The organism is Streptomyces sp. NPDC002463 (genome assembly GCF_042889835.1).
Taxonomy (GTDB): domain Bacteria; phylum Actinomycetota; class Actinomycetes; order Streptomycetales; family Streptomycetaceae; genus Streptomyces; species Streptomyces nymphaeiformis.
Genome location: NZ_JBIARL010000012.1, coordinates 42935 through 61079, shown reverse-complemented (window position 1 = coordinate 61079; position 18145 = coordinate 42935). Strand labels below are relative to the sequence as shown.

At 69.5% G+C, this 18145-nt stretch carries 13 protein-coding genes and 2 pseudogenes; 10 read left to right on the top strand and 5 right to left on the bottom strand.

The window, feature by feature from the left end:
* Positions 1-64: 64 nt before the first annotated feature.
* The 5 genes from ACFYX3_RS24115 to ACFYX3_RS24095 all read left to right on the top strand — a co-directional run bounded on the left by ACFYX3_RS24115 (position 65) and on the right by ACFYX3_RS24095 (position 5504).
* Positions 65-883 carry an oxidoreductase gene (locus tag ACFYX3_RS24115; protein WP_389016845.1) on the top strand — a complete coding sequence of 273 codons (819 nt, stop codon included), beginning with the start codon at positions 65-67 and terminating at the stop codon, positions 881-883.
* A gap of 135 nt (positions 884-1018) precedes the next feature.
* Positions 1019-1693 carry a TetR/AcrR family transcriptional regulator gene (locus ACFYX3_RS24110; RefSeq protein ID WP_389016842.1) on the top strand — a complete coding sequence of 225 codons (675 nt, stop codon included), beginning with the start codon at positions 1019-1021 and terminating at the stop codon, positions 1691-1693.
* A gap of 599 nt (positions 1694-2292) precedes the next feature.
* A complete protein-coding gene (locus ACFYX3_RS24105; RefSeq protein WP_389016839.1) occupies positions 2293-3225 on the top strand; it encodes an SAM-dependent methyltransferase in 933 nt (310 codons plus the stop codon).
* 316 nt (positions 3226-3541) lie between these two features.
* Positions 3542-4003 (top strand): cupin domain-containing protein, encoded by a 462-nt coding sequence (locus tag ACFYX3_RS24100; RefSeq protein WP_389016836.1) that lies wholly within the window; start codon positions 3542-3544, stop codon positions 4001-4003.
* Between the two features lie 361 nt (positions 4004-4364).
* A complete protein-coding gene (locus ACFYX3_RS24095) occupies positions 4365-5504 on the top strand; it encodes a glycosyltransferase (protein WP_389016833.1) in 1140 nt (379 codons plus the stop codon).
* Positions 5505-5824: 320 nt separating this feature from the next.
* Here ACFYX3_RS24095 and ACFYX3_RS24090 read toward each other — a convergent pair whose 3' ends face one another.
* A complete protein-coding gene (locus ACFYX3_RS24090) occupies positions 5825-6826 on the bottom strand; it encodes a hypothetical protein (RefSeq protein ID WP_389016830.1) in 1002 nt (333 codons plus the stop codon).
* 136 nt (positions 6827-6962) lie between these two features.
* On the opposite strand from ACFYX3_RS24090, the gene ACFYX3_RS24085 reads away from it, so the two are divergent.
* Positions 6963-7598: a TetR/AcrR family transcriptional regulator gene (locus ACFYX3_RS24085; RefSeq protein WP_389016827.1), complete on the top strand. Its 636-nt coding sequence runs from the start codon at positions 6963-6965 to the stop codon at positions 7596-7598.
* 19 nt (positions 7599-7617) lie between these two features.
* A pseudogene (locus ACFYX3_RS24080) lies at positions 7618-8163 on the top strand (ABC transporter substrate-binding protein); the annotation flags it as partial.
* Between the two features lie 141 nt (positions 8164-8304).
* On the opposite strand, the gene ACFYX3_RS24075 reads toward ACFYX3_RS24080, so the two are convergent.
* Together ACFYX3_RS24075 and ACFYX3_RS24070 are read right to left on the bottom strand one after the other, a co-directional pair.
* Positions 8305-11088 (bottom strand): ATP-binding protein, encoded by a 2784-nt coding sequence (locus ACFYX3_RS24075; protein WP_389016824.1) that lies wholly within the window; start codon positions 11086-11088, stop codon positions 8305-8307.
* A 1165-nt stretch (positions 11089-12253) separates the two neighbouring features.
* Positions 12254-12715, bottom strand: a complete 462-nt coding sequence (locus ACFYX3_RS24070; protein ID WP_389016821.1) for an SsgA family sporulation/cell division regulator — start codon at positions 12713-12715, stop codon at positions 12254-12256.
* A 156-nt stretch (positions 12716-12871) separates the two neighbouring features.
* Between ACFYX3_RS24070 and ACFYX3_RS24065 the strand changes: the two genes are divergently transcribed.
* The 3 genes and pseudogenes from ACFYX3_RS24065 to ACFYX3_RS24055 all read left to right on the top strand — a co-directional run.
* Positions 12872-13162, top strand: coding sequence for a hypothetical protein (locus tag ACFYX3_RS24065; protein ID WP_389016818.1), 291 nt, complete (start codon positions 12872-12874; stop codon positions 13160-13162).
* 370 nt (positions 13163-13532) lie between these two features.
* The gene (locus ACFYX3_RS24060; protein ID WP_389016815.1) at positions 13533-13844 is read left to right on the top strand and encodes a hypothetical protein; all 312 of its coding nucleotides are present in this window, start codon (positions 13533-13535) and stop codon (positions 13842-13844) included.
* A 171-nt stretch (positions 13845-14015) separates the two neighbouring features.
* Positions 14016-14238 (top strand): annotated as a pseudogene (locus ACFYX3_RS24055) (IS5/IS1182 family transposase); the annotation flags it as partial.
* Between the two features lie 429 nt (positions 14239-14667).
* Here ACFYX3_RS24055 and ACFYX3_RS24050 read toward each other — a convergent pair.
* Both ACFYX3_RS24050 and ACFYX3_RS24045 read right to left on the bottom strand, forming a co-directional pair.
* On the bottom strand, positions 14668-15156 hold the full coding sequence (locus tag ACFYX3_RS24050; protein ID WP_389016812.1) for an SRPBCC family protein: 489 nt from the start codon (positions 15154-15156) through the stop codon (positions 14668-14670).
* 119 nt (positions 15157-15275) lie between these two features.
* Positions 15276-18068: an ATP-binding protein gene (locus ACFYX3_RS24045; RefSeq protein ID WP_389016809.1), complete on the bottom strand. Its 2793-nt coding sequence runs from the start codon at positions 18066-18068 to the stop codon at positions 15276-15278.
* Positions 18069-18145 lie beyond the last annotated feature (77 nt).

The window sequence follows — 18145 nt, the reverse complement described above, 5'->3', positions numbered from 1 at the left end:
CTCCCCTCGTCCCACCCGTACTCACCGCACAACTCTCTTCAGACACAGAAATCGAGGCGTCATCATGAGCAAGACCTGGCTGATCACCGGAAGTTCCCGCGGTCTGGGCCGTGCCATCACCGAGGCAGTGCTGGAGGCCGGCAACAACGTGGTCGCCACCGCCCGGCGCACCGAGTCGCTGAACGACCTCACGGAGAAGTACGGCGACAAGGTCCGTCTCGTCACTCTGGACGTGACCGACGCCGAGGCCTCCCGCCGGGCCGTGCAGGCCGCCGTCACCGCCTTCGGCCGTCTGGACGTCGTGGTCAACAACGCCGGTTACGCCGACATGGCGCCCATCGAGGACATGACCGACGAGGCCTTCCGCGACCAGATCGACGCCAACCTCTACGGCGTCGTCAACGTCACCCGCGCAGCCCTCCCGGTCCTGCGCGAGCAGGGCTCCGGCCACATCATCCAGATCTCCTCCGTCGGCGGACGCGTGGGCGGTCCCGGTCTGGGCGCCTACCAGGCCGCCAAGTGGGCCGTCGGCGGCTTCTCCGAGGTCCTGGCCAAGGAGGTCGCCCACCTCGGCATCAAGGTCACCGTCGCCGAGCCGGGTGCCATGCGCACCGACTGGGCGGGTTCCTCCATGGCCACGCCGCCGGTCAGCGAGGCCTACAAGTCCGTCATCGAGCCCGCCATCGCCCGCCAGCGGGCCTCCGACGGCAACCAGCCGGGCGACCCGGCGCGGGTCGCGCAGGTTCTGATCGACATCACCGAGACCGAGGAGCCGCCGCTGCACCTGCTCCTGGGCAGGGACGCCGTCAAGGTCGCCCGGTTCGTGTCCGAGACGCTCGCCGCCTCGGACGCCAAGTGGCGGCGTGTCAGTGAGTCCGTGTGACCCGCACCACCGGACCCGCACTCGGGTCCGTAACCGCGCCGGTACCGCCCTTCGGGCGGTGCCGGCATCCGGGCTTAGGCTTCTCAAGGCGGCGCCGGGAGCGTCCCACCACGAAGTTACTCCGGGGATGTGACGATGACAGACGAGCGGTCGACGGAATTCCAGCGTGCGCGCAGCGCGGAACAGCGCGAGATCCGCAGGCAGGCCATTCTCGATGCCGCGACGCAGCTCCTGAGCGAGATGCCCGTCGGCGAGATCAGCCTGCGCGAGCTGAGCCGACGGGTCGGACTGTCGAAGACCAACGTCGTACGGTACTTCGAGACCAGGGAGGCGGTGTTCTTCGAGCTGCTCAACCGGTCCCTCGCACAGTGGATCGAGGAGCTGCCCGCCGAACTCCCGTCTCCGATGGCGCACGGCGCGGCCTCGCCCGCTGCCGTGACGGACGCCCTGGCCAGGTCCTTGGCCGAGCGGTCCCTTCTGTGCGATCTGCTGAGCGCGCTCGGATCCGAACTCGAACGGAACATCTCCGCCGAGTCGGCGCGCGAGTTCAAGCTCGCTCACATTCGGCTCCTGGACCGACTGGCGGACGTGGTGCGGGGCAGCATGACGGGTCTGACGCCGGCGACCTCCCGTGAGCTGGTCTCCCTGACCATCGTGTGCACGGCAGGTCTGTGGCCGTTCGCCCATCCCTCGGAGGCCGTCGCAGAGGCCCAGCGCGACCCCGAACTCGCCGGTACGCGCGTCGACTTCGCCCAACGGCTCGGCCGTACCCTGCACGTCGCCGTAACCGGTCTGCTGGAGCTCGGCTGACGCCCGCTGTCGCGGATGTCAGAGCACGAGCCGGGGCAGCACACCGCAGTGGCGGCGGAGTTTTCGGCCGCTGGCCGGCGCGCGGACCGGCCGGGAGCCCCGGGGCCTTTTCGTTGGCGGGCGACTTGTTCGGTGTACCGGGCAGGGGCAGTCGCGCGGCACGTTCCGCTCGGTCTCCGCGATGCGTACCGAACGTTCCGCCGCGCTCTGCGGCGGAGAGCGCGGCCCGACAGACGGGAGAGACCGCGCGTCCGCCTTCGGTGAGAGGCGCTCCAGCCAGCGCGATGGCTGGCCGCCCCCACTGATCCGCTCGATCACCCACCTGCGGCGCAGCGGAAGTCGGGCCGGAGCTCCTCGGGCATGGGTGTCTGACGGCCGGGACGGGTGAGGCCGACACACGCCTGCACATGTCAGTCACACATCCATGCACACACGCGCAGCAAGTCACCATATTGACAGGTGATGATCGTGGAGGCAGGCTGAAAGAGTCGAAGGGACAATGCATGAATGCCTACGGACACCCCCGCGACTGTCACCTACCTCGGCGCCGCGCTGTGAGCGCCGCGTCCGGGGCCCCCGAGCCCACAAAGACCGCCTCCGTGGCCCTGGGTGACGATCCGGCGGCCACACTCGACGCCGCGCCGTGGGCCCTGGCGGCCATGCTCGGGACCATCGCGGACGCGGTCACGACGCCTCTCGCCGACGTGCTGGAGGCGGAGCCGGCGCGCACCGCCGTACTGGAGGCCGCAGGCCTGATCCGCCGAGAGGGAGACACCCTCACGCCCCACCCATCGATGGTGTACGCCGACGGTCCGACGGCCGATAGCGCCGTCCAGGCACGTCTGAGTTCTCTGCGCCAGGCCGTCTCCGCCGCGGCGGGTGTCCCGGCCGGTACGTCGGGCGGCTGGGCGGACCAGGACGACGCCGTGCTGCTGAGCCAGGGGCGGGCGTCCGCGATGACCGGCCGGGCGCTGGCCGCCCGGGTGGTTCCCGCCTTGCCCGGTCTGGCCGATCGGCTGGGCCGGGAAGGCAGCCGCGTCCTGGACGTCGGCACCGGCGTGGCGGCCTTGGCGATCGTCCTGGCCCGGGAGTTCCCGCGTGCCGAGGTCGTGGGCATCGACGTCCTGGAACGTGTGCTGGGACTGGCCGCAGGGGAGTTGGCGGAAGCGGAAGCGGACGTCACGGGCCGGGTGACCTTGCGCCACCTCGACGTCGCGGATCTGACGGAGCGAGCCGTCTACGACCTCGCCTGGCTGCCCGCACCGTTCCTGTCGGAGGAGGCGCTGACCGCCGCCGTGCCTTGGCTGATCCAGGCCCTGAGCCCTGAGGGCTGGCTCGTCGTGGGCACGAACCCCGCCGTGTCCGACCCCCTGCGGCGGGCCGTCGCGGGATGGAACGCGGTGCGCAACGGCGGCAACTCCTACGACACGGAGCGCATGGCGGAGACGCTCACCGCCACGGACCCGGTGGAGGTGCGGAGGTTCCCCACGGTGCCGGGCGGCCCCGTGCTGGTCGCGGCCCGGTGGAGCTGACCTTCGCGTCCCCTGCCGGACCGTGCAACCGCGCCACGCCGCGCTGCGGTTCCCGTGACCGTATCCTCCCCGCCTCGCCCCGGCACGGGGCCGCCCCGATTGCTTCGGCGCGCGGACACATGTCGGGGCCGGGGACAGGGTGAGCATGGAGGTTGCGCCCGGACCGAGGTTCAGCCGTGGGGAACCCTTCTTGGTACCAGTCCGTGAACCCCTGCCTTGCACATGTGTGTCACTGGCCGACTTTGGTTCTTGCACGTGAGTATGCACACGTGGTTGTTTGGTAGGGAAAGAGGCGGTTTGGCTTAGGAAGGGAATCATGATGCTCGACAGGCGTGTCCTCCTGCGTACGAGCGGTGTTGCGGCAGCCGGCGTACTCGGCGCCGCCCTGCCGTCCTCCGCCGCGGCCGCCGAGCCGTGCTGCGCCAGCGGCACCCCTGTTCCCGCGGGCCAGGACCCGACCGAGGGCGTCACCCGCACCCTGCTCCAGGAGCACCCCTCGCCTGCCGAGGGCTGGGAGGCCGTACAGACGCTGGTGCAGATCCCCCGGTACAGGGAGTCGGGCCGGCACAGCCATCCGGGCGTCGAGGTCGGGTACATCGTCCGGGGCGACGTCCTCATGGAGTTCGACGACAGGCCACCGCTGCGGTTGCGCACGGGCGACCCGTTCTTCATCCCGAACGGGGTGATTCACAACGCCCGCAACGTCGGCACGGTGACGACGATGATGCTTTCCACGTACGTCGTCGACGAGACCAAGCCCCTCGTGACCACCTACTGACACGGTCGGCGCCGCCGTGCGTCACCGCGCACCGTGTCATCGCCGAGTGCCGAGTGCCGTGTGTACTTGGTGTTGTCGGCCGCCGACGACACGGCGCGCGGCATGCCGCGGGGAAGGATTCAACCACCGTCCCGCAGGCCTTCCGTACGCTTGGGCCATGACGTCGGGCTCCCCCCAGGAGACGGCTCCGCGAGAGCGGCTGCCGGGTGCGAAGCCTTCCTGACCCTCGGATGCGCACTCATCCGCCGGCGATGCCTGAAGTCATGGCGCTGGGAGCCTCCCAGGTGTCGACCAACTGACATGTGTGAATCGGCATGTTTGGACAGTGAAACACCTCACTCAAGTCACGTATGCTCACGCCATGCGTATCCTTTTCTCCAGCACACCCGCGCATGGACACCTCCTTCCGGAGCTGCCCCTCGCCCGGGCCTTCCGTGACCGCGGCGACGAGGTGGCCGTGATCACCTCGGCCGGCTTCGCCCCTCTGTTCGCCGCCGAGAGCATCACCCTCTTCCCGGTGGGCCCGGAGATGCCGGTACTCCTCACCGAGGCGGCCCGACTCGCGGGTGTGGACGACCCGACCGCGCCCGACCCGGCCGTCGCCGCCGAGGTGTTCGCCGGTGCCCGTATCGACTTCACCGCCGACGAGGCCGTCGCCGCCGCACGCGAGTTCCGTCCCGACCTGATCGTCGTCGAGGCCACCGACTATGTCGGCCCGCTCGTAGCCGCCACCCTCGAAGTCCCCTACGCCAAGCTGGCGTTCGGACCGCAGATCCCGGCGGAGTTCACCGATGTCTTCGACACGGTAGCCGAGCGTCGCTACAAGGAGCGCGGCCTGACCGTGCCGGCGCCCACCTGGTACCTCGACCCCTGCCCGGACCTGCTCCAGGATCCCAACCGGCAGGTTCCGAACGGCCGCCTCCCGATCAGGCCCGAGGCCCACCGCGGTGCCGAGACCCCGGCGTCCGCCGGTACGGCCCCCATCGCCTCCGGTGCCCCCGGCGCCCGTCAGAAGGTGCTGCTCTCCTTCGGCACCCACTTCGGCGAGCCCGGTGTTCTGCGGCCGGTCATCGACGCCCTCGGCACCGGGGTCGACCTGGTCGTCACGCTCGGCCTGGCGGGCAACGCCGCCGACTTCGGTGACGGTCTCGAGCACGTGCAGTTCGTTGGTTTCACCCCGCTCGCCGAGCTGCTCGACGACATCGACCTGGTCGTCACGCATGGCGGCGCCGGCACCACCATGGGCACCGTCTCGCGTGGCCTGCCCATGGTGGTCGTGCCGCAGGGCGCGGACCAGTTCCTTCAGGCCGGCGCCGTCGCAGCCGCAGGGATTGGCAGGGCGGTCATGCCGCCGGCCACCCCCGACTCCGTCGCCGAGGCCGTCCACGAGGTCGCCGGCAATCCCGAGTACCGCGCCAACGCCCGCCGTGCCGCGGACCAGATCGCCGCGATGCCCTCACCGCGTGAGGTCGCGGACCAGCTGGCTACGGCCATCGGCTGAGGACCGGCCGGGTATGGAGCGGGTCCTCGTGGCGGACACCGGCCATGTGCGTACCGGTGATCACTCGCGGGGACCTTCGCGGAAAGAAGGCCCGACGTGAGTGCCGGGTCGCGTCTTTCTAGTATCTCGTTCAACGTGTTTCGTGGAGCGGGTGTATCCGCTGAGTGCCGATACACATGTACGGTACGCGGCGAGGGGATACGCCTTTCGTGCTGTTGACCGACCTCTCGGCTGCCTCAGGCGGGTGGCGCGATCGCGATCACGTTCGCGGCGACTGCGCTCCCGCCGGCCTCGGCAGGATGTTCGGGCCGGGCAGCACATCACCGACCACCGTGACCGTGCGGGGCCTGACCGGAGTTGCCCATGGGGCCCACTCCGGGAAGCACCATCAGGTTGGGGTGGGTGGCCGTCTGGTATGCGGCGCTGGGAATGTAGGCGGTGCCCCGGCGCACGGCGATCGAGGTGGGGTTCTGCAGGCCGTCGGCGCCGGTGAGCACGGTGGAGGAGCTGCCGTCGTGCTCGACGCTCACGACCTTGTTGGGACCGTCGATCGCGGCGAGGATCTGGTCGCCCCGACCGGTGAAGGCGAAGTCGTCGATGCCCTGCAGCCCCGTCGCCCGGACCTGGGCGTGCCCGGGTCGGCCGCCCGGACCGAACGGGATGCGCACGATGGTGCCCTGGTCGAGGTTGCCGGCCCACAGTGCGCCCTGGTGGAGCTTGAGGCCGTTGACGCCGACGAAGCCGGTCGAGGCGAGCTCGGAAGCGGCGGACCAGGTGGTGGCGGGCCCTCCTGAGGTGCGCACCGTGTAGATCTTTCCCAGGGCGGAGTCGGCCATGTAGAGCCGGCCGTGGTGTTCGTCCAGTGCCAGCCCGTTGGGGAGGCTGTCGGCGGGGAGCGCGGTGATGCGGTGCGGGGCGCCGCCCGGACGCATCCGCCACAGGCCCGTCAGGTCCGAGGTGCCGGTCGCGTAGAGGAAGTACAGCGTGCCGTCGTGGGCACGGACGATGCCCGCGGTCAGGGGGAACCCGAGCACCGGGGTGTGCACACCTCCGTCGGCGGGCGCCGGCAGGGTGGCCAGGATCCGGATTGCGCCCTTCGGGTCGATGGTGGCCACCTGGCGGGCCGCCGCGAAGGTCACCACCGCGGTGCCGTCGGGCGTCAGCGCGATGTTCTCGGGCGTCTGCCCACGTGAGAGGTCGAGGTGCGCGACGACACGCGGTTCTGGGCTGGGGCGCGTCGCCGCCGAGGCGGAGACGGCCGTGACGGCGGTCGTCGCCGTGACGGTGAGGGCGCAGGCGAGTACGGCCAGTCTGTGCTTCATGTTCTCCCGCTTCCTTCGCGAAGGTTCTGGGGGTGCCCGCGGTGACGGCCTGTGCGGGTGCGGCCCGAATTGGATGGAACGAACGTACATTGAATATATACAGCATCCATTGAAGTGGGTGGGTAGCATGCCGCACATGAGCCAGCGCGTGTACACATCTCAGCTCCGCGCCCGGAGGGCGGAGGAGACCCGCAGGGCGATCGTCGAGACGGCGCGTGACCTCTTCGTCTCGCGGGGATACGGCCGCGTGAGCGTCGCGACGGTCGCCGAGGAGGCGGGGGTCGCGTTGAACACGGTGTACTCCAGCGTCGGCGGCAAACCCGCACTGATCCTGGCGATGGCACAGGACAGCACCGACGACGAGCTGACCGGCCGCACCATGCGGCAGATCGTGACCGCCGGCGACGGCCGGGAGATCCTGCGGCTGACGGCCGCGGGCACGGGCGCGGTGATCGAACGGCACTTCAAGACGCTTGTGGTGCTCATGGACGCGCGCAACTCGGACGCGGATGTGGCCAAGGCCGCCGACTACGCGTTGGGGTTCTACCGGAACCACGTGAACCTGATCGCCGACCGGCTCTTCGACCTCGGCGAGGTGCGTCCCGATCTCACCCGAGAGCAGACCCGGGACATTTTGTGGTTCTACTTCGGAGCCTCAGCCTGGACGACCGCGGTCAGGGAGCTGGGCTGGACCTACGGCCAGGCGGGGGTGTGGCTGGAAGCGCAGGCGGCGGCAGCGCTACTGATCCCGCGCATGGACCGGACCGTCTGACCTCCGAACCACCAAGGACTTCCGCGCCGTCGTGCGGCGCATCAACGCGACCGATGCCCAGGCCCTCATGGTGTGGGCGACCGGCCCCACGACCGTGGACATCGCCAAGGAGTTCGCCGCGTCAGGAAGCCGCATGCTGCTGACCATGAGCCACGGAGCGGCGGCACCGGAATTCGTGAAGGGAGCGGGCCCTGCGGCCGAAGGCGTCGTCCTTGCCACCACGTTCCCAGGCGTGGCCGCGGACCTTCCCGCTTCCAAGGTCAAGAATTCCGTCCTCGCGATGAGCAAGCGGTTCGTACAGACCCACGGCACCAATCCCCCGCAGTTCGACGTCGATGGCTATGTCGCCGTCAAGCTGATGGCCGCGGCCATCGAGAAGGCGCAGAGCGCGAACCCGGAAAGAATCCAAAAGGCCCTGGCCGAACTGAAGTTGGTCACACCGGAGGGGGAGTACGTCTATACGGACCGCGACCATGCGGGTCTCTCGCCGGAGGACGTCGCCATCGCCGTTGTCCGTGACGGCACCATGAGACTGACCGACTGGTCCAAGAACAGACTTGACTGACGGCTCGATCGTCCGGGCGGGTGAGGGCTGGTTTCGGGGCTGCCTGCTCGGCGTACCCGGACCACCTTCAGCAACCGCTCGGACTGCCGCATTCGCAGACCGGTGAAGACGCGCTCCCGGTCAGGAACCGGGGGGCGGCCGTCAGCCGATGTCCTCCACGTCGAGAGCAGCCAGAGCGTCACGCAGCGCGGCACGAGAGTTGATTCCGAGCTTCGGATAGATCTGATACAGGTGCGTGCCGATGGTCCGGTGCGAAAGGAACAACCGCTCGGCGATCTGCTTGTTGGTCAGTCCCGTCGCCGCCAAGGTGGCGATCTCCCGCTCCTGGGCCGTCAGCGGACCCTTGGTCGGCCTTGCGGCGGCCATCGAGACATGGCCGCTCGCGCGCAGCTCAGCCGTGACGCGCGTCTTCCACGGCGCCGCCCCGAGCTGGTCGAAGACCCGAGCGGCCTCGGCCAACTGACCCCGTGCCTGACTCGTCAGCCGGTGACGACGAAGCCGCTCACCGTAGAACAGGCGTACCCGCGCCGTGTCGAAGGGCCACTGCCCGTCATCCACCTGGGAAAGCGCCTCTTCAAAGAGGGGGAGGCACGATTCGTCCGTCGTGATCAGAGCTTCGCAGGCGAGCACGAGCATGCTGAGGCGGGGCGAGAGTTCCGCCATCGTCGATGCTCGCAGGGCCGCCGTGTGCGCGGCGGCCTCCGCGACCCTTCCGGTTCTGACAGCTGCCTCCACCACATCCACGGCACTGGCCATGGCCTGAGGCTGATAGGGGGGAAGGCTCCCGACAGGCGTCAACGTGGTGGAGTGCAGGTAGGCGCTTTCGAAGTCCCCCGAGCCGAGAGCGGTGAGGCCTCTGATGTGGCAGGCAAGGGCCCGTACTCCGTCGGCACCGCGGGGCGTGGCCCAGCCGACGATCTCCTCGGTCAGTACGGCGCTCGCCTCCGTGTCTCCACGAGCCGCGGCCACGAGGGCCAGAGGGTATTGGAACTTGCGGGTGAGGAAGCGGTAGCCGTTCTCTTCGCACAGGCGGATGCCCTCGTCGGCCAGGGTCAGTACGTGGTCCCATTTCCCTGCGTCGTAGTCGGCCAAGCACACGTGCAGCAGGGCGGCGAGGTACCGGCGCAGGGGCGCCGTGCCCGCACGGCCCGACTCGACCAGGCGCATGGACGGCTCCCGTAGGTCCGCGAGCCGATCCGGGTACACGGCGCAGTGGCCGAGGCGCACGATGCGGGCCGGGTCCTCGCCGATGTCACTGAGCAGCTCGTCCAGCCGGCTCAATGCCCGCGTCCCGGTACGCGCGGGATCGGCGAAGGTCTGGGCGCATACCCACAGCAGGTCCGGGGGTGCAGGGGCCAGCCGGTCGATCGCCCGGAACAACGGCGGCCACTTTTCCGGGTCCCCGCTGTACCAGCACAAGAGGTTGAGCGTGAACAGGGCTTCGAGCAGAGTTTCGTCGGAGGCGTCCCAGCCGTGCTCTCCCCCCTCGATGGCATCGAGGAGGACACGGTGTGCGGTACTGACGTCGCCGTCCTGGTTGATCAGCAGAAGGGCGGATGCCGCCGCGGCATGCAGCGAGGACTCCGCTGCGGGATCGGCCTGCTGGGCTCCGGCCAGCAGACGTGAGGCATCCGCCAGCTCGCCGGTCGCCTCGGCCCCGAGGTATGCGGCCTCCGCCAGGCGACGGCTCTTGTCGGCAGGCACAGGGCTGAGCTCCGCGGCGCGGGTGAGGGCGGCCACCGCACCGAGTGCGTCGCCCCGGCGTGATCGCAGGTGGGCAGCCTGTTCCAGCAGGTCGGCGACCGTCCCAGTGGGCTGCGTCGTGGCTTCGCCGAGGTGCCAGGCGCGGCGCTCCAACTGGTGCGTCAGTGCGTCGGCGAGCTTCTCGTGCGCCCTTCGCCGTTCCGCGGCCGTGGCCCCCGTCACCACGGCGGAACCGATCAACGGATGCCGGAAGGACATGCGGCGGGCCGTCGTCGATAGGGTCAACAGCCGGTCGCGTTCGGCAGGTTCCAGGGCATCGACGACGGGACTGCTTCCGGTGGCCGCCTCGATCACGCCGAGATCGCCGGTGCCTTCCAGCGCCGCGACCAGCAGCACCTCCCGGCTGGCCAGGGGCAGGTCGGCCACGCGTGAGGCGAACAGCTTCTGGAGGCGTTCGGTGAGAGGAAGTACGGAGGGCAGCGACGCGCCTGCCTCCTGCCGGCTCTTCAGGGCGGTGGGAAGTTCCACCAGGGCGAGCGGATTGCCGTGTGCCTCCGCGACGATACGTCGCCGGAGCAAGAGCGGCACATCAGGGTGAGCGCTGCGGATCAGTTCGCCGGACGCCACGTCGTCCAGGGGCTGCAGCCGGTGTTCGCTCAGGTCACCCAACGCGAAGGAGTCGTCGGAGGGGACGCGGGTGGCCGCGAGGAAGCTGATGTCGCTGCCGGTCAGTCGGCGGGCCACGAAAGCCAGCACCGAGGTGGTGGCCCGGTCCAGCCAGGGCAGATCGTCCACCGTGATCAGCAGCGGTTTCTCACGGGCTATCCGGCGAAGCAGGAAAAGGAGCGCCGTGGACACCAGCAGCTGGTTCGGGGGCGGGCCGTCACCGATACCCACGGCGACCCTCAGCGCGTCGCGGTGGTCGGGTTCCAGGAAGCCGAAGGAGTCGAAGAACGGAACGAGGAGCTGATTGAGGCCGGCGTAGCTGATGTCCGCTTCGTACTGCACGCCGCTTGCGCGCAAGACTTGGGCGCCCTCGTGACGGAATTCGGCTGCCACCGCTTCGAGGACCGCTGTCTTGCCCAGACCGGCCTCCCCTGACAGCAGCAGAGCTGCACCGCGTCCGGAATGATCGAAATGGGACCTGATATACGCCAAGTCCCTTTCACGTCCGATGAGGCGTGACCCCACACGACAACCGGAACGGTCCACGTCGTTCATCAGGAAGCTGTCCCCCGGACTGCGACGGCAGAGCCGCAACGCGACTCTCCCTGCATACCTTCTCCCTCATTTGGGAGGCTCGGTTTTTACACGGTGCTCCACGGTACTCCGCCTTGATCGCCCCGTGCAGGAAGGTACTGCGGGAAGGCGGCGGGCGCACCCTGCACCCCCTGCTGTGCGGGGGCCAGGCCGCCGCCTGCACGGTCCGTGCGATCGATCCCGGGCGTCACCGCATCGCGTACCGGCAGTTCCCGCTCGAAGGCGGACGGGCACAGCCCGCTCAGGACCGTCTCCACCAGCGGACGATGAGTCGCACGGCCCCTCCGGCGCCCTGACCAGCCTGTCCCCGGGGACACCTGGAGAAACGTATGCTCGGCAAAGCCAACACTGTCTGCCCTTGAAGAGGGCACACCCATCATGATCGATCAAAAGGGCCTGGATACATGTCTCTTGATGCCGTCGATCCCCGGACGGGTACTGAACGGCACACATCGGCCGTGCGGCAGCTCGACTCCCTGACGGCCACCCTCACCGAGGACCTCGACCGGAGGGCATGGGTTCCGGGGCCGGCCGGATCGTGCGAGGTTGCCGAGGCGGCGGCGCCCGGCGCCGAGCCCGTGTTGTCCGCCACCCTTCGGTTGCTGGAGCGGACGGCACGGGTCGGAAGTCCAGACGGCGACAGGCTCTGACGGCGCCGAGCTCAGCCCTGCCCGCCGGATGCCCCACACCGAAGGCGAACTGGCGCGCGGAGACGTCGCGGAGGTCGAAACGTGCGGGAGCGGGGTCGTCCCACCGCTCCCACCCGGCATCGGACAGGTCATGGCGACGTATCGCCGCACCGTGATCCACCGACCGAAGTCGTGTGAAGAGGCTCTCCGGGGGAACGGAGCCGACGCTGCAGGGGTTCACACAGCCGGGAGAAACGGGGAGCGAGGAGAACGCGTGCGCCGGTGCCTCAGCTGGCGAGATTGCCGCTCGCCGGATGCGGACAACGCATCTTTGTTATGGCAACATGTGTCCTAGCGGCCATGACACATGTGTCTACAGTCCCTGTTTCGGAGCCTTCATGTCCACACCGCCCCCAGGATGCCGAGCCATGTGCTCGACCGTCCCTTCCTGCAGGCCGACGCCTGTCGGGCGGGCGGTGGCACAGGCGTTCATGTGATCACTCGAACTGCGCGCGGCGAGCGGGGAGCAGGCCTGCACTGGCGGCGTCCCAGTCCACTTCAGCCAGTTCACGGCCCGCGGGGACCAACGCGTACGTGCCTTCCAGCCATTCCGCCAGCGGAGGCACGGGCAGCTCGAACAGAGCCGCCATGTCACCCGAGCAAAGTTGGAGCCATGAGGTCGCCCGCTCCTTCGACGGCCACATCTGGACGTCAGCCAGACCACTCATCGAGTACAGCCCCTGCTGGAGCAGATCCCGTCCGATGCGCCAGCGTACGCACGGGCCGCCTTCCACGAGAAGCGTCACGGACACGACCCAAGGGGCTTCCGGACTGAACCGGAACTCCGCCCCGACCGTCTGCCGGGCGGAGGCGCCCAGTACGCGCTCGATGTCCAGGCTCAGGACGGGGGTGCCCTCAAGCGCTTTGCGGTGCTGGACATCGGGGTGGTTGCGGTTCATGCCGGGTTGGTCCTTCCCGTCGGCGTGTGGTGGCAAGGTCCACTCTCGTCTCGGCTCGGGTGACGTACATAAGTAACTTGACCGTCGGTCTCCACCCTTCATGACGGTGATCGGCGAGACCGTCGGCGTTATATGGATATCTGTCCGTATGGTGATGTGACGTCGCAGGCGTCCGTCTGCGACGTGTACCGCTCACCCGGACCGCTCGCCGGTCTCGACCTGGACGCGCTGACGGACCACTACGCCGGCATCGCGAATTCTCCGGAGGCACCACCGGTGATCGCCGGGCACTCCGTCGGAGGGCCCGTCGCGCAGCACCTCATCGCTGCCGATATGGGCCGGGGCGGTGGCCACCGCGTCGGGCCCCGGTCAACCAGGTGTTCCTGCCCGGTGCGCCGGTCCACCACCTGCGTACACCTGGAGACGACGGCGCCGACCGGCTGGTGACCCTGTCGCCGGAGCAGTTTCATGAGGTACTCGCGAACACCGTGGCCCCCGAGGAGTCCGGCCGGCTCTTCGAGCGCTGCGCCTGCCGGCATCGCGCCGCCTGCTCACCTGCCTCGGCTGTGAAAGCGCGGCGCTCAGTCCGCTGGCCGGAGCGGACACGGGCAACGGGCCTCGACCTGGCCGCGGCGCCGGCTGCCCGGGTTCGCTCAGAGCACCAGGCTGTCCTCGACACCTGCGGACAGGCGCTTGCGGCCAGCCTGCCCGACAGAGCCGAGCCCGGTTACCAGCACGCCTTGGTCCTGGGCTCCATCGACGCCGCCCGCCGTTCCGCCCGTATGCATCGTTGAGCGGAACCTTGTACAGGCACGCGGTGCACCGCGAGTTGACGGCCGAGTTCCGCAGCCTGCATCCGCTGGCTGATGCGCCGGGAGGAACCTGGAGACCTGACAGACCGGCTCCGGCAGCAGAGGTCGACAACGGCCTCGGCGGCGGGCTGCATCCCGCTTGCCGCTCGGCAGCAGATGCGTCGGGCGGCACATCGCCCGACTGCGTCGCCGATGCCGACAAGCGCTTGCAGCCCCTCGATCAGGCCAGTGAGGCGACGACGTCAGCGAGCCGATCCGGCATCGACAGGCACGGCGCGTGTGTGGACTCCAACGTCACCACGTTGGTCGTGTGGTGAGGGAAGGCGCTGTCGGCCTGCTTGACGAACAAGCGTTGGAGAGCGACGGGATGGTCTTGTCCTCGGTGCACAGCACGTAGGTACGGGGTATCGAACCCCGTCCCCGCTCGGTCAGCGTGGTCGGCTGCGTGGCCATGGCCGTCGGTGACTCGGGGCCGAGCAGGGCGATCGCCGCGTCGGCGATCGACTGGTCGACGTCGCCGTAGAAGGCACTGCGGATCGCCGGCCGCAGATCGTCGGCCGCCGTGTCGATGCGGAGCGCGCCGATGCTGAGGAACGGGCGATCAACCGACTCAAGCAGTCCCGAGCGGTGGCCACGCGGTACGACAAGCGCGGTTACGTCTTCCTCGGCACCGTCACCGCAGCGTCACTTGCAATATGGCTCCGGTCCTGACAAATGCGAGGCAGGTCAGCACCCGCTCGGGCCGGTCTGTGAGTGCCGTCTTATGGATCCGGGATGAGTAACTCTGCTGCGGCTGCGGTCCTCACAACCACCGACCTGTCTGAAGCGATACGTGCGGTGCGTACCTTGCTGGGCACGGCAGACATCGATCAGGGAGAGGTCGACTTCGAAGCCGTGATCAGGTCGCCGGATGTCCTGGCGCAAGTACGTCACGTACAGGACGAACCGTCGCAGGACCACACCGTCCACGTTCACGCCCGGGACCGGAACGGCGACCAGATCGCCCGCGTCCACTGGCTCGCCGATCAGGTGGGTGGCCGATTCACAGGCAGGGTGGAGTCGGCGCCTCTGCAACCCCTCAGCAAACAGGCAAGACCGGTGTCCCTATCTGCCCCTGCCGCATGATCGGCCGGACAACTCCTAACCGGCGACCTTGCCGGGGGCGTTCTCCGACAGCCGCTTGAGCCGCGCCAGCCACAGGACGTGCAGGCGGCGTGCCCACACGGGGGCCAGCGCATCGAGGGACTTGGCGGCTGGGCCGCGCACGACGCTCTCGGTCACCACACGGGTGCCGTCCTCGACCGGGGTGAGCAGCCACGCCTGGTACAGCTGCACACCGGCGCCTACGCCGGACCAGCCCAGACGCCTCGGCGGAACCCGCTCTCCGACGAAGATTTCGAACCGGTGTCCGTGGAAGCGGACCTCGAACGCGTCCTCCAGAGTCCCCGAGCGTGTTCCGGTGACGCCCGGAACCCAGTCCGGCCACCGCGACACATCGGTGAGCAGGTGGAAGGCGGCTGCGGGCGGGGCGTGCACGAACACTTGAGCCCGACAGAAGCTGTGGGCGTGGGACGGTGAGAAACCGGACGGCCAGTGGATGTCCGGATGGCTGTCCGAGGCGCCGAGCATCCGGTTCCCCTTTCGCGGTGCCTGACGGGGAAGGGCAACCCCGGGATCACTGTGCCCGGAGGCTCTGAGGCCGGCATACGTCAAATGACTGAGCCGGCGGGGCCGAGCCGACGTGCGGCTCAGCCGTCCTCGGGGGCGGCAGCGAGCTCCGCAAGCACGTCCCGCAGCGCGGCACGCGAGGTGATGCCCAGTTTCGGATAGATCTGGTAGAGATGAGTGCCGATGGTCCGGTGCGACAGGAACAGTCGCTCGGCGATCTGCTTGTTGGTCAGACCGGTCGCGGCGAGGGTGGCGATCTGCAGCTCCTGTGCGGTCAGCTTCGCAGGCCTCCCCCTGGCGGCCGCCGGCGCGGGCTGTCCGCTCGCCCTCAGCTCGGCCGCCGTACGCGTCACCCATGGCTGCGCGCCCAGCTGCTGAAAGCTCCTCAACGCGAGGGTGAGCTGTTCCCGGGCTTCTGTCGTGGCACGCTGCCGCCGCAGGCGTTCACCGTGAAAGAGGCGCACCCGCGCGGCGTCGAAGGGCCAGCGATCGGAGCTGGGCAGGGACAGCGCCCGCTCGAAGAGGGCCACGGACTCGTCGGCGGGCGCCGTCATCGCCTCGCCCGCCAGCACGAGCAGTTCAAGACGGGGCGACAGCTCCGCCATGGCGGAGGCCCGCATCGCTGTCGCGTGAGCCGCGGCCTCCGCCTCCCGACCGGTGCGGACGGCCGCCTCGACCATGTCCATCGCACCCCACATGGCGATCGGGAGGTAGGGCGCCACGGTCCCGGGCGGGTTGAGCGTGCAGGCGTGCTGGTAGGCCGTCTGGAAATCGCCGCCGCCCAGCGCGGCCAGTGCCCTGGCCTGCGCGGCGAAGAAGCGCGCACCGTGGGCACCGCGGGGAGCCGCCCAGCGGATGACCTCCTCGCACAGCGCGTCACTGGTCTCCGTGTCGCCGCGCACTGCGGCCACGGTCGCCTTGATGTAGTGGAAGTACCACGCGAAGAATCGATAGTCGTGGTTCTCGCACAGGTCCAGCCCCTCGTCGGCGAACTGGTCGGCCTCGTCCCAGCGGCCCAGATGGAAGTAGTCCAGACCGAGGTGCATCAGTGCGCCCAGATGCCGGCGCACGGGCGCCGTACCCGCGCGGCCCTGCTCGGCCAGCTGGCGGGTGGCCCACCGGAAATCGCCGAGCCGGTCGGGGAAGACCGACGCGGTGCCCACCCGGATGACGCGGGTGGGCTCCTCTCCCACGGTGGCGATCAGCTTCTCCAGCCGGGGCAGCGCGGCGGCGCCGGTGCGCGCCGGGTCGGCGAAGGTCTGGGTGGTCACCCAGAGCAGCTCAGGCGGCTCGGGGGTCAGCCGCTCCACGAAAGTCAGGAGCGGCTGCCACAGATGGGGTTCGCCGCCGTACCAGCACAGCAGGACCAGAAGGTGCAGCGCCTCGATGAGCGCGTCGTCCGAGGCGTCCCAGCCGTGATCTCCGGCCTCGATCGCGCCGACCAGGAGCCGGTGCGCGGTGTAGACGTCACCGTCCCGGTTGATCAGCAGGAACGCGGACGCCGCCGCCGCGTGCAGTGACTGCTGTCCGGTCGTGGGATGCACGAGCCGGGCGTCGGCGAGCAGCCGCGAAGCGTCCTCCAGCTCACCGGTGGAGTCCGCGCCGACATAGGCCGCCTTGGCCAGCCTGCGGCTCTCGTCGGCCTTGGCGGGACTGAGTCCGGCCGCACGGGCCAGCGCCGCCATCGCGCCGAGCGCGTCCCCACGCCGCAGCCGGCGGTGGGCCGCTTCCTCCAGTAGGGCGGCGACGCCTTCGTTCGGACCGACGGTGGCCTCGCCCAGATGCCACGCGCGGCGCTCCGGCTGGCCCTCGAGCACGTCGGCCAGTGCCTGATGCGCCCGTCTGCGCTCTGCCGCCGTCGCCAGCTCCACCACCGCGGCGCCGATGAGCGGATGCCGGAAGGACAACCGTCGGCTGTCGGCCGAAACCGTCACCAGTCGGTTGCGCTCGGCGAGGGCCAGGTCGTCGTCGGTGGCCCGCCCCGCCGCCGCGTTGATCGCAGCCATATCGCCGGTACCGTCCAGGGCGGCGATGAGCAGTAGCTCCCGGCCGGCGGCTGACAGCGTGGCCACTCGCGAGGTGAAGATCGCCTGGAGCCGTTGGCTCAGGGGCAGCACGGCGGGTACCGCTGTCAGCGTCGTACGCTGCTCGGCGGAGAGCGCCGACGGCAACTCCATCAGTGCCAGCGGGTTCCCGCGTGCCTCGGAGGCTATGCGGCGCCGCACCGCGGGGGCGACGTCGGGGTGGGCGAGAGCGAGCAGCTCGGCGGACGACGCCTCGTCGAGCGGTTTGAGCCGGTGCTCCGGCAGACCACTCGACTCGAAGAAGCTGTCGGAGCCCTCCCGGGAGGCCGCGAGGAAGCCGATCCGGCTGCCGACGAGCCGCCGGGCGACGAAACCGAGCACGGCGTTGGTCGCCCGGTCCAGCCACGGCAGGTCGTCGATGACGAGCAGCAGAGGCGTACGGGCGGAAACCAGCCGCAGCAGCAACAGGGCTGCGGTAGAGGTCAGCAGGCGGTCGGGAGGCGGACCGGTACCGATGCCGACCGCGACGTGCAGGGCGTCCCGGTGGACGGTGTCCAGCACGTCGAAGTCGTCGAAGAGGGGTACCAGGAGCTGATTGAGACCGGCATAGGCGATGTCCGCCTCGAACTGCACGCCCTTCGCCCGCAGCACGCGGACACCGTCATGCGCGGCGCCCCGCGCCACCGCGTCCAGGACCGTCGTCTTGCCCACCCCGGCCTCGCCCGAAAGGAGCAGGGACGCCCCTTGAACCCAGGAGTCGGCGAAGAACGACTGGATGTACGCCAGGTCCTCGTCCCGTCCGACCAGACGGGTCGACGCCGGGTAGACCATCGAATTCAGGTCATTCATCGTGCGGCCTCCATCGGCTGACGTACCGGAGGGTCCGGTGTACTGTGCCGATCCGGCTGATCACGCCTGCTTCCGGC

What these genes read in the sequence shown, in the direction of transcription:
- ACFYX3_RS24115 (WP_389016845.1), top strand. Translation starts at nt 65, where the DNA reads ATGAGCAAGACCTGGCTGATCACCGGAAGTTCCCGCGGTCTGGGCCGT.
- ACFYX3_RS24110 (WP_389016842.1), top strand. Translation starts at nt 1,019, where the DNA reads ATGACAGACGAGCGGTCGACGGAATTCCAGCGTGCGCGCAGCGCGGAA.
- ACFYX3_RS24100 (WP_389016836.1), top strand. Translation starts at nt 3,542, where the DNA reads ATGATGCTCGACAGGCGTGTCCTCCTGCGTACGAGCGGTGTTGCGGCA.
- ACFYX3_RS24095 (WP_389016833.1), top strand. Translation starts at nt 4,365, where the DNA reads ATGCGTATCCTTTTCTCCAGCACACCCGCGCATGGACACCTCCTTCCG.
- ACFYX3_RS24090 (WP_389016830.1), bottom strand. Translation starts at nt 6,826, where the DNA reads ATGAAGCACAGACTGGCCGTACTCGCCTGCGCCCTCACCGTCACGGCG.
- ACFYX3_RS24085 (WP_389016827.1), top strand. Translation starts at nt 6,963, where the DNA reads ATGAGCCAGCGCGTGTACACATCTCAGCTCCGCGCCCGGAGGGCGGAG.
- ACFYX3_RS24075 (WP_389016824.1), bottom strand. Translation starts at nt 11,088, where the DNA reads ATGAACGACGTGGACCGTTCCGGTTGTCGTGTGGGGTCACGCCTCATC.
- ACFYX3_RS24070 (WP_389016821.1), bottom strand. Translation starts at nt 12,715, where the DNA reads ATGAACCGCAACCACCCCGATGTCCAGCACCGCAAAGCGCTTGAGGGC.
- ACFYX3_RS24050 (WP_389016812.1), bottom strand. Translation starts at nt 15,156, where the DNA reads ATGCTCGGCGCCTCGGACAGCCATCCGGACATCCACTGGCCGTCCGGT.
- ACFYX3_RS24045 (WP_389016809.1), bottom strand. Translation starts at nt 18,068, where the DNA reads ATGAATGACCTGAATTCGATGGTCTACCCGGCGTCGACCCGTCTGGTC.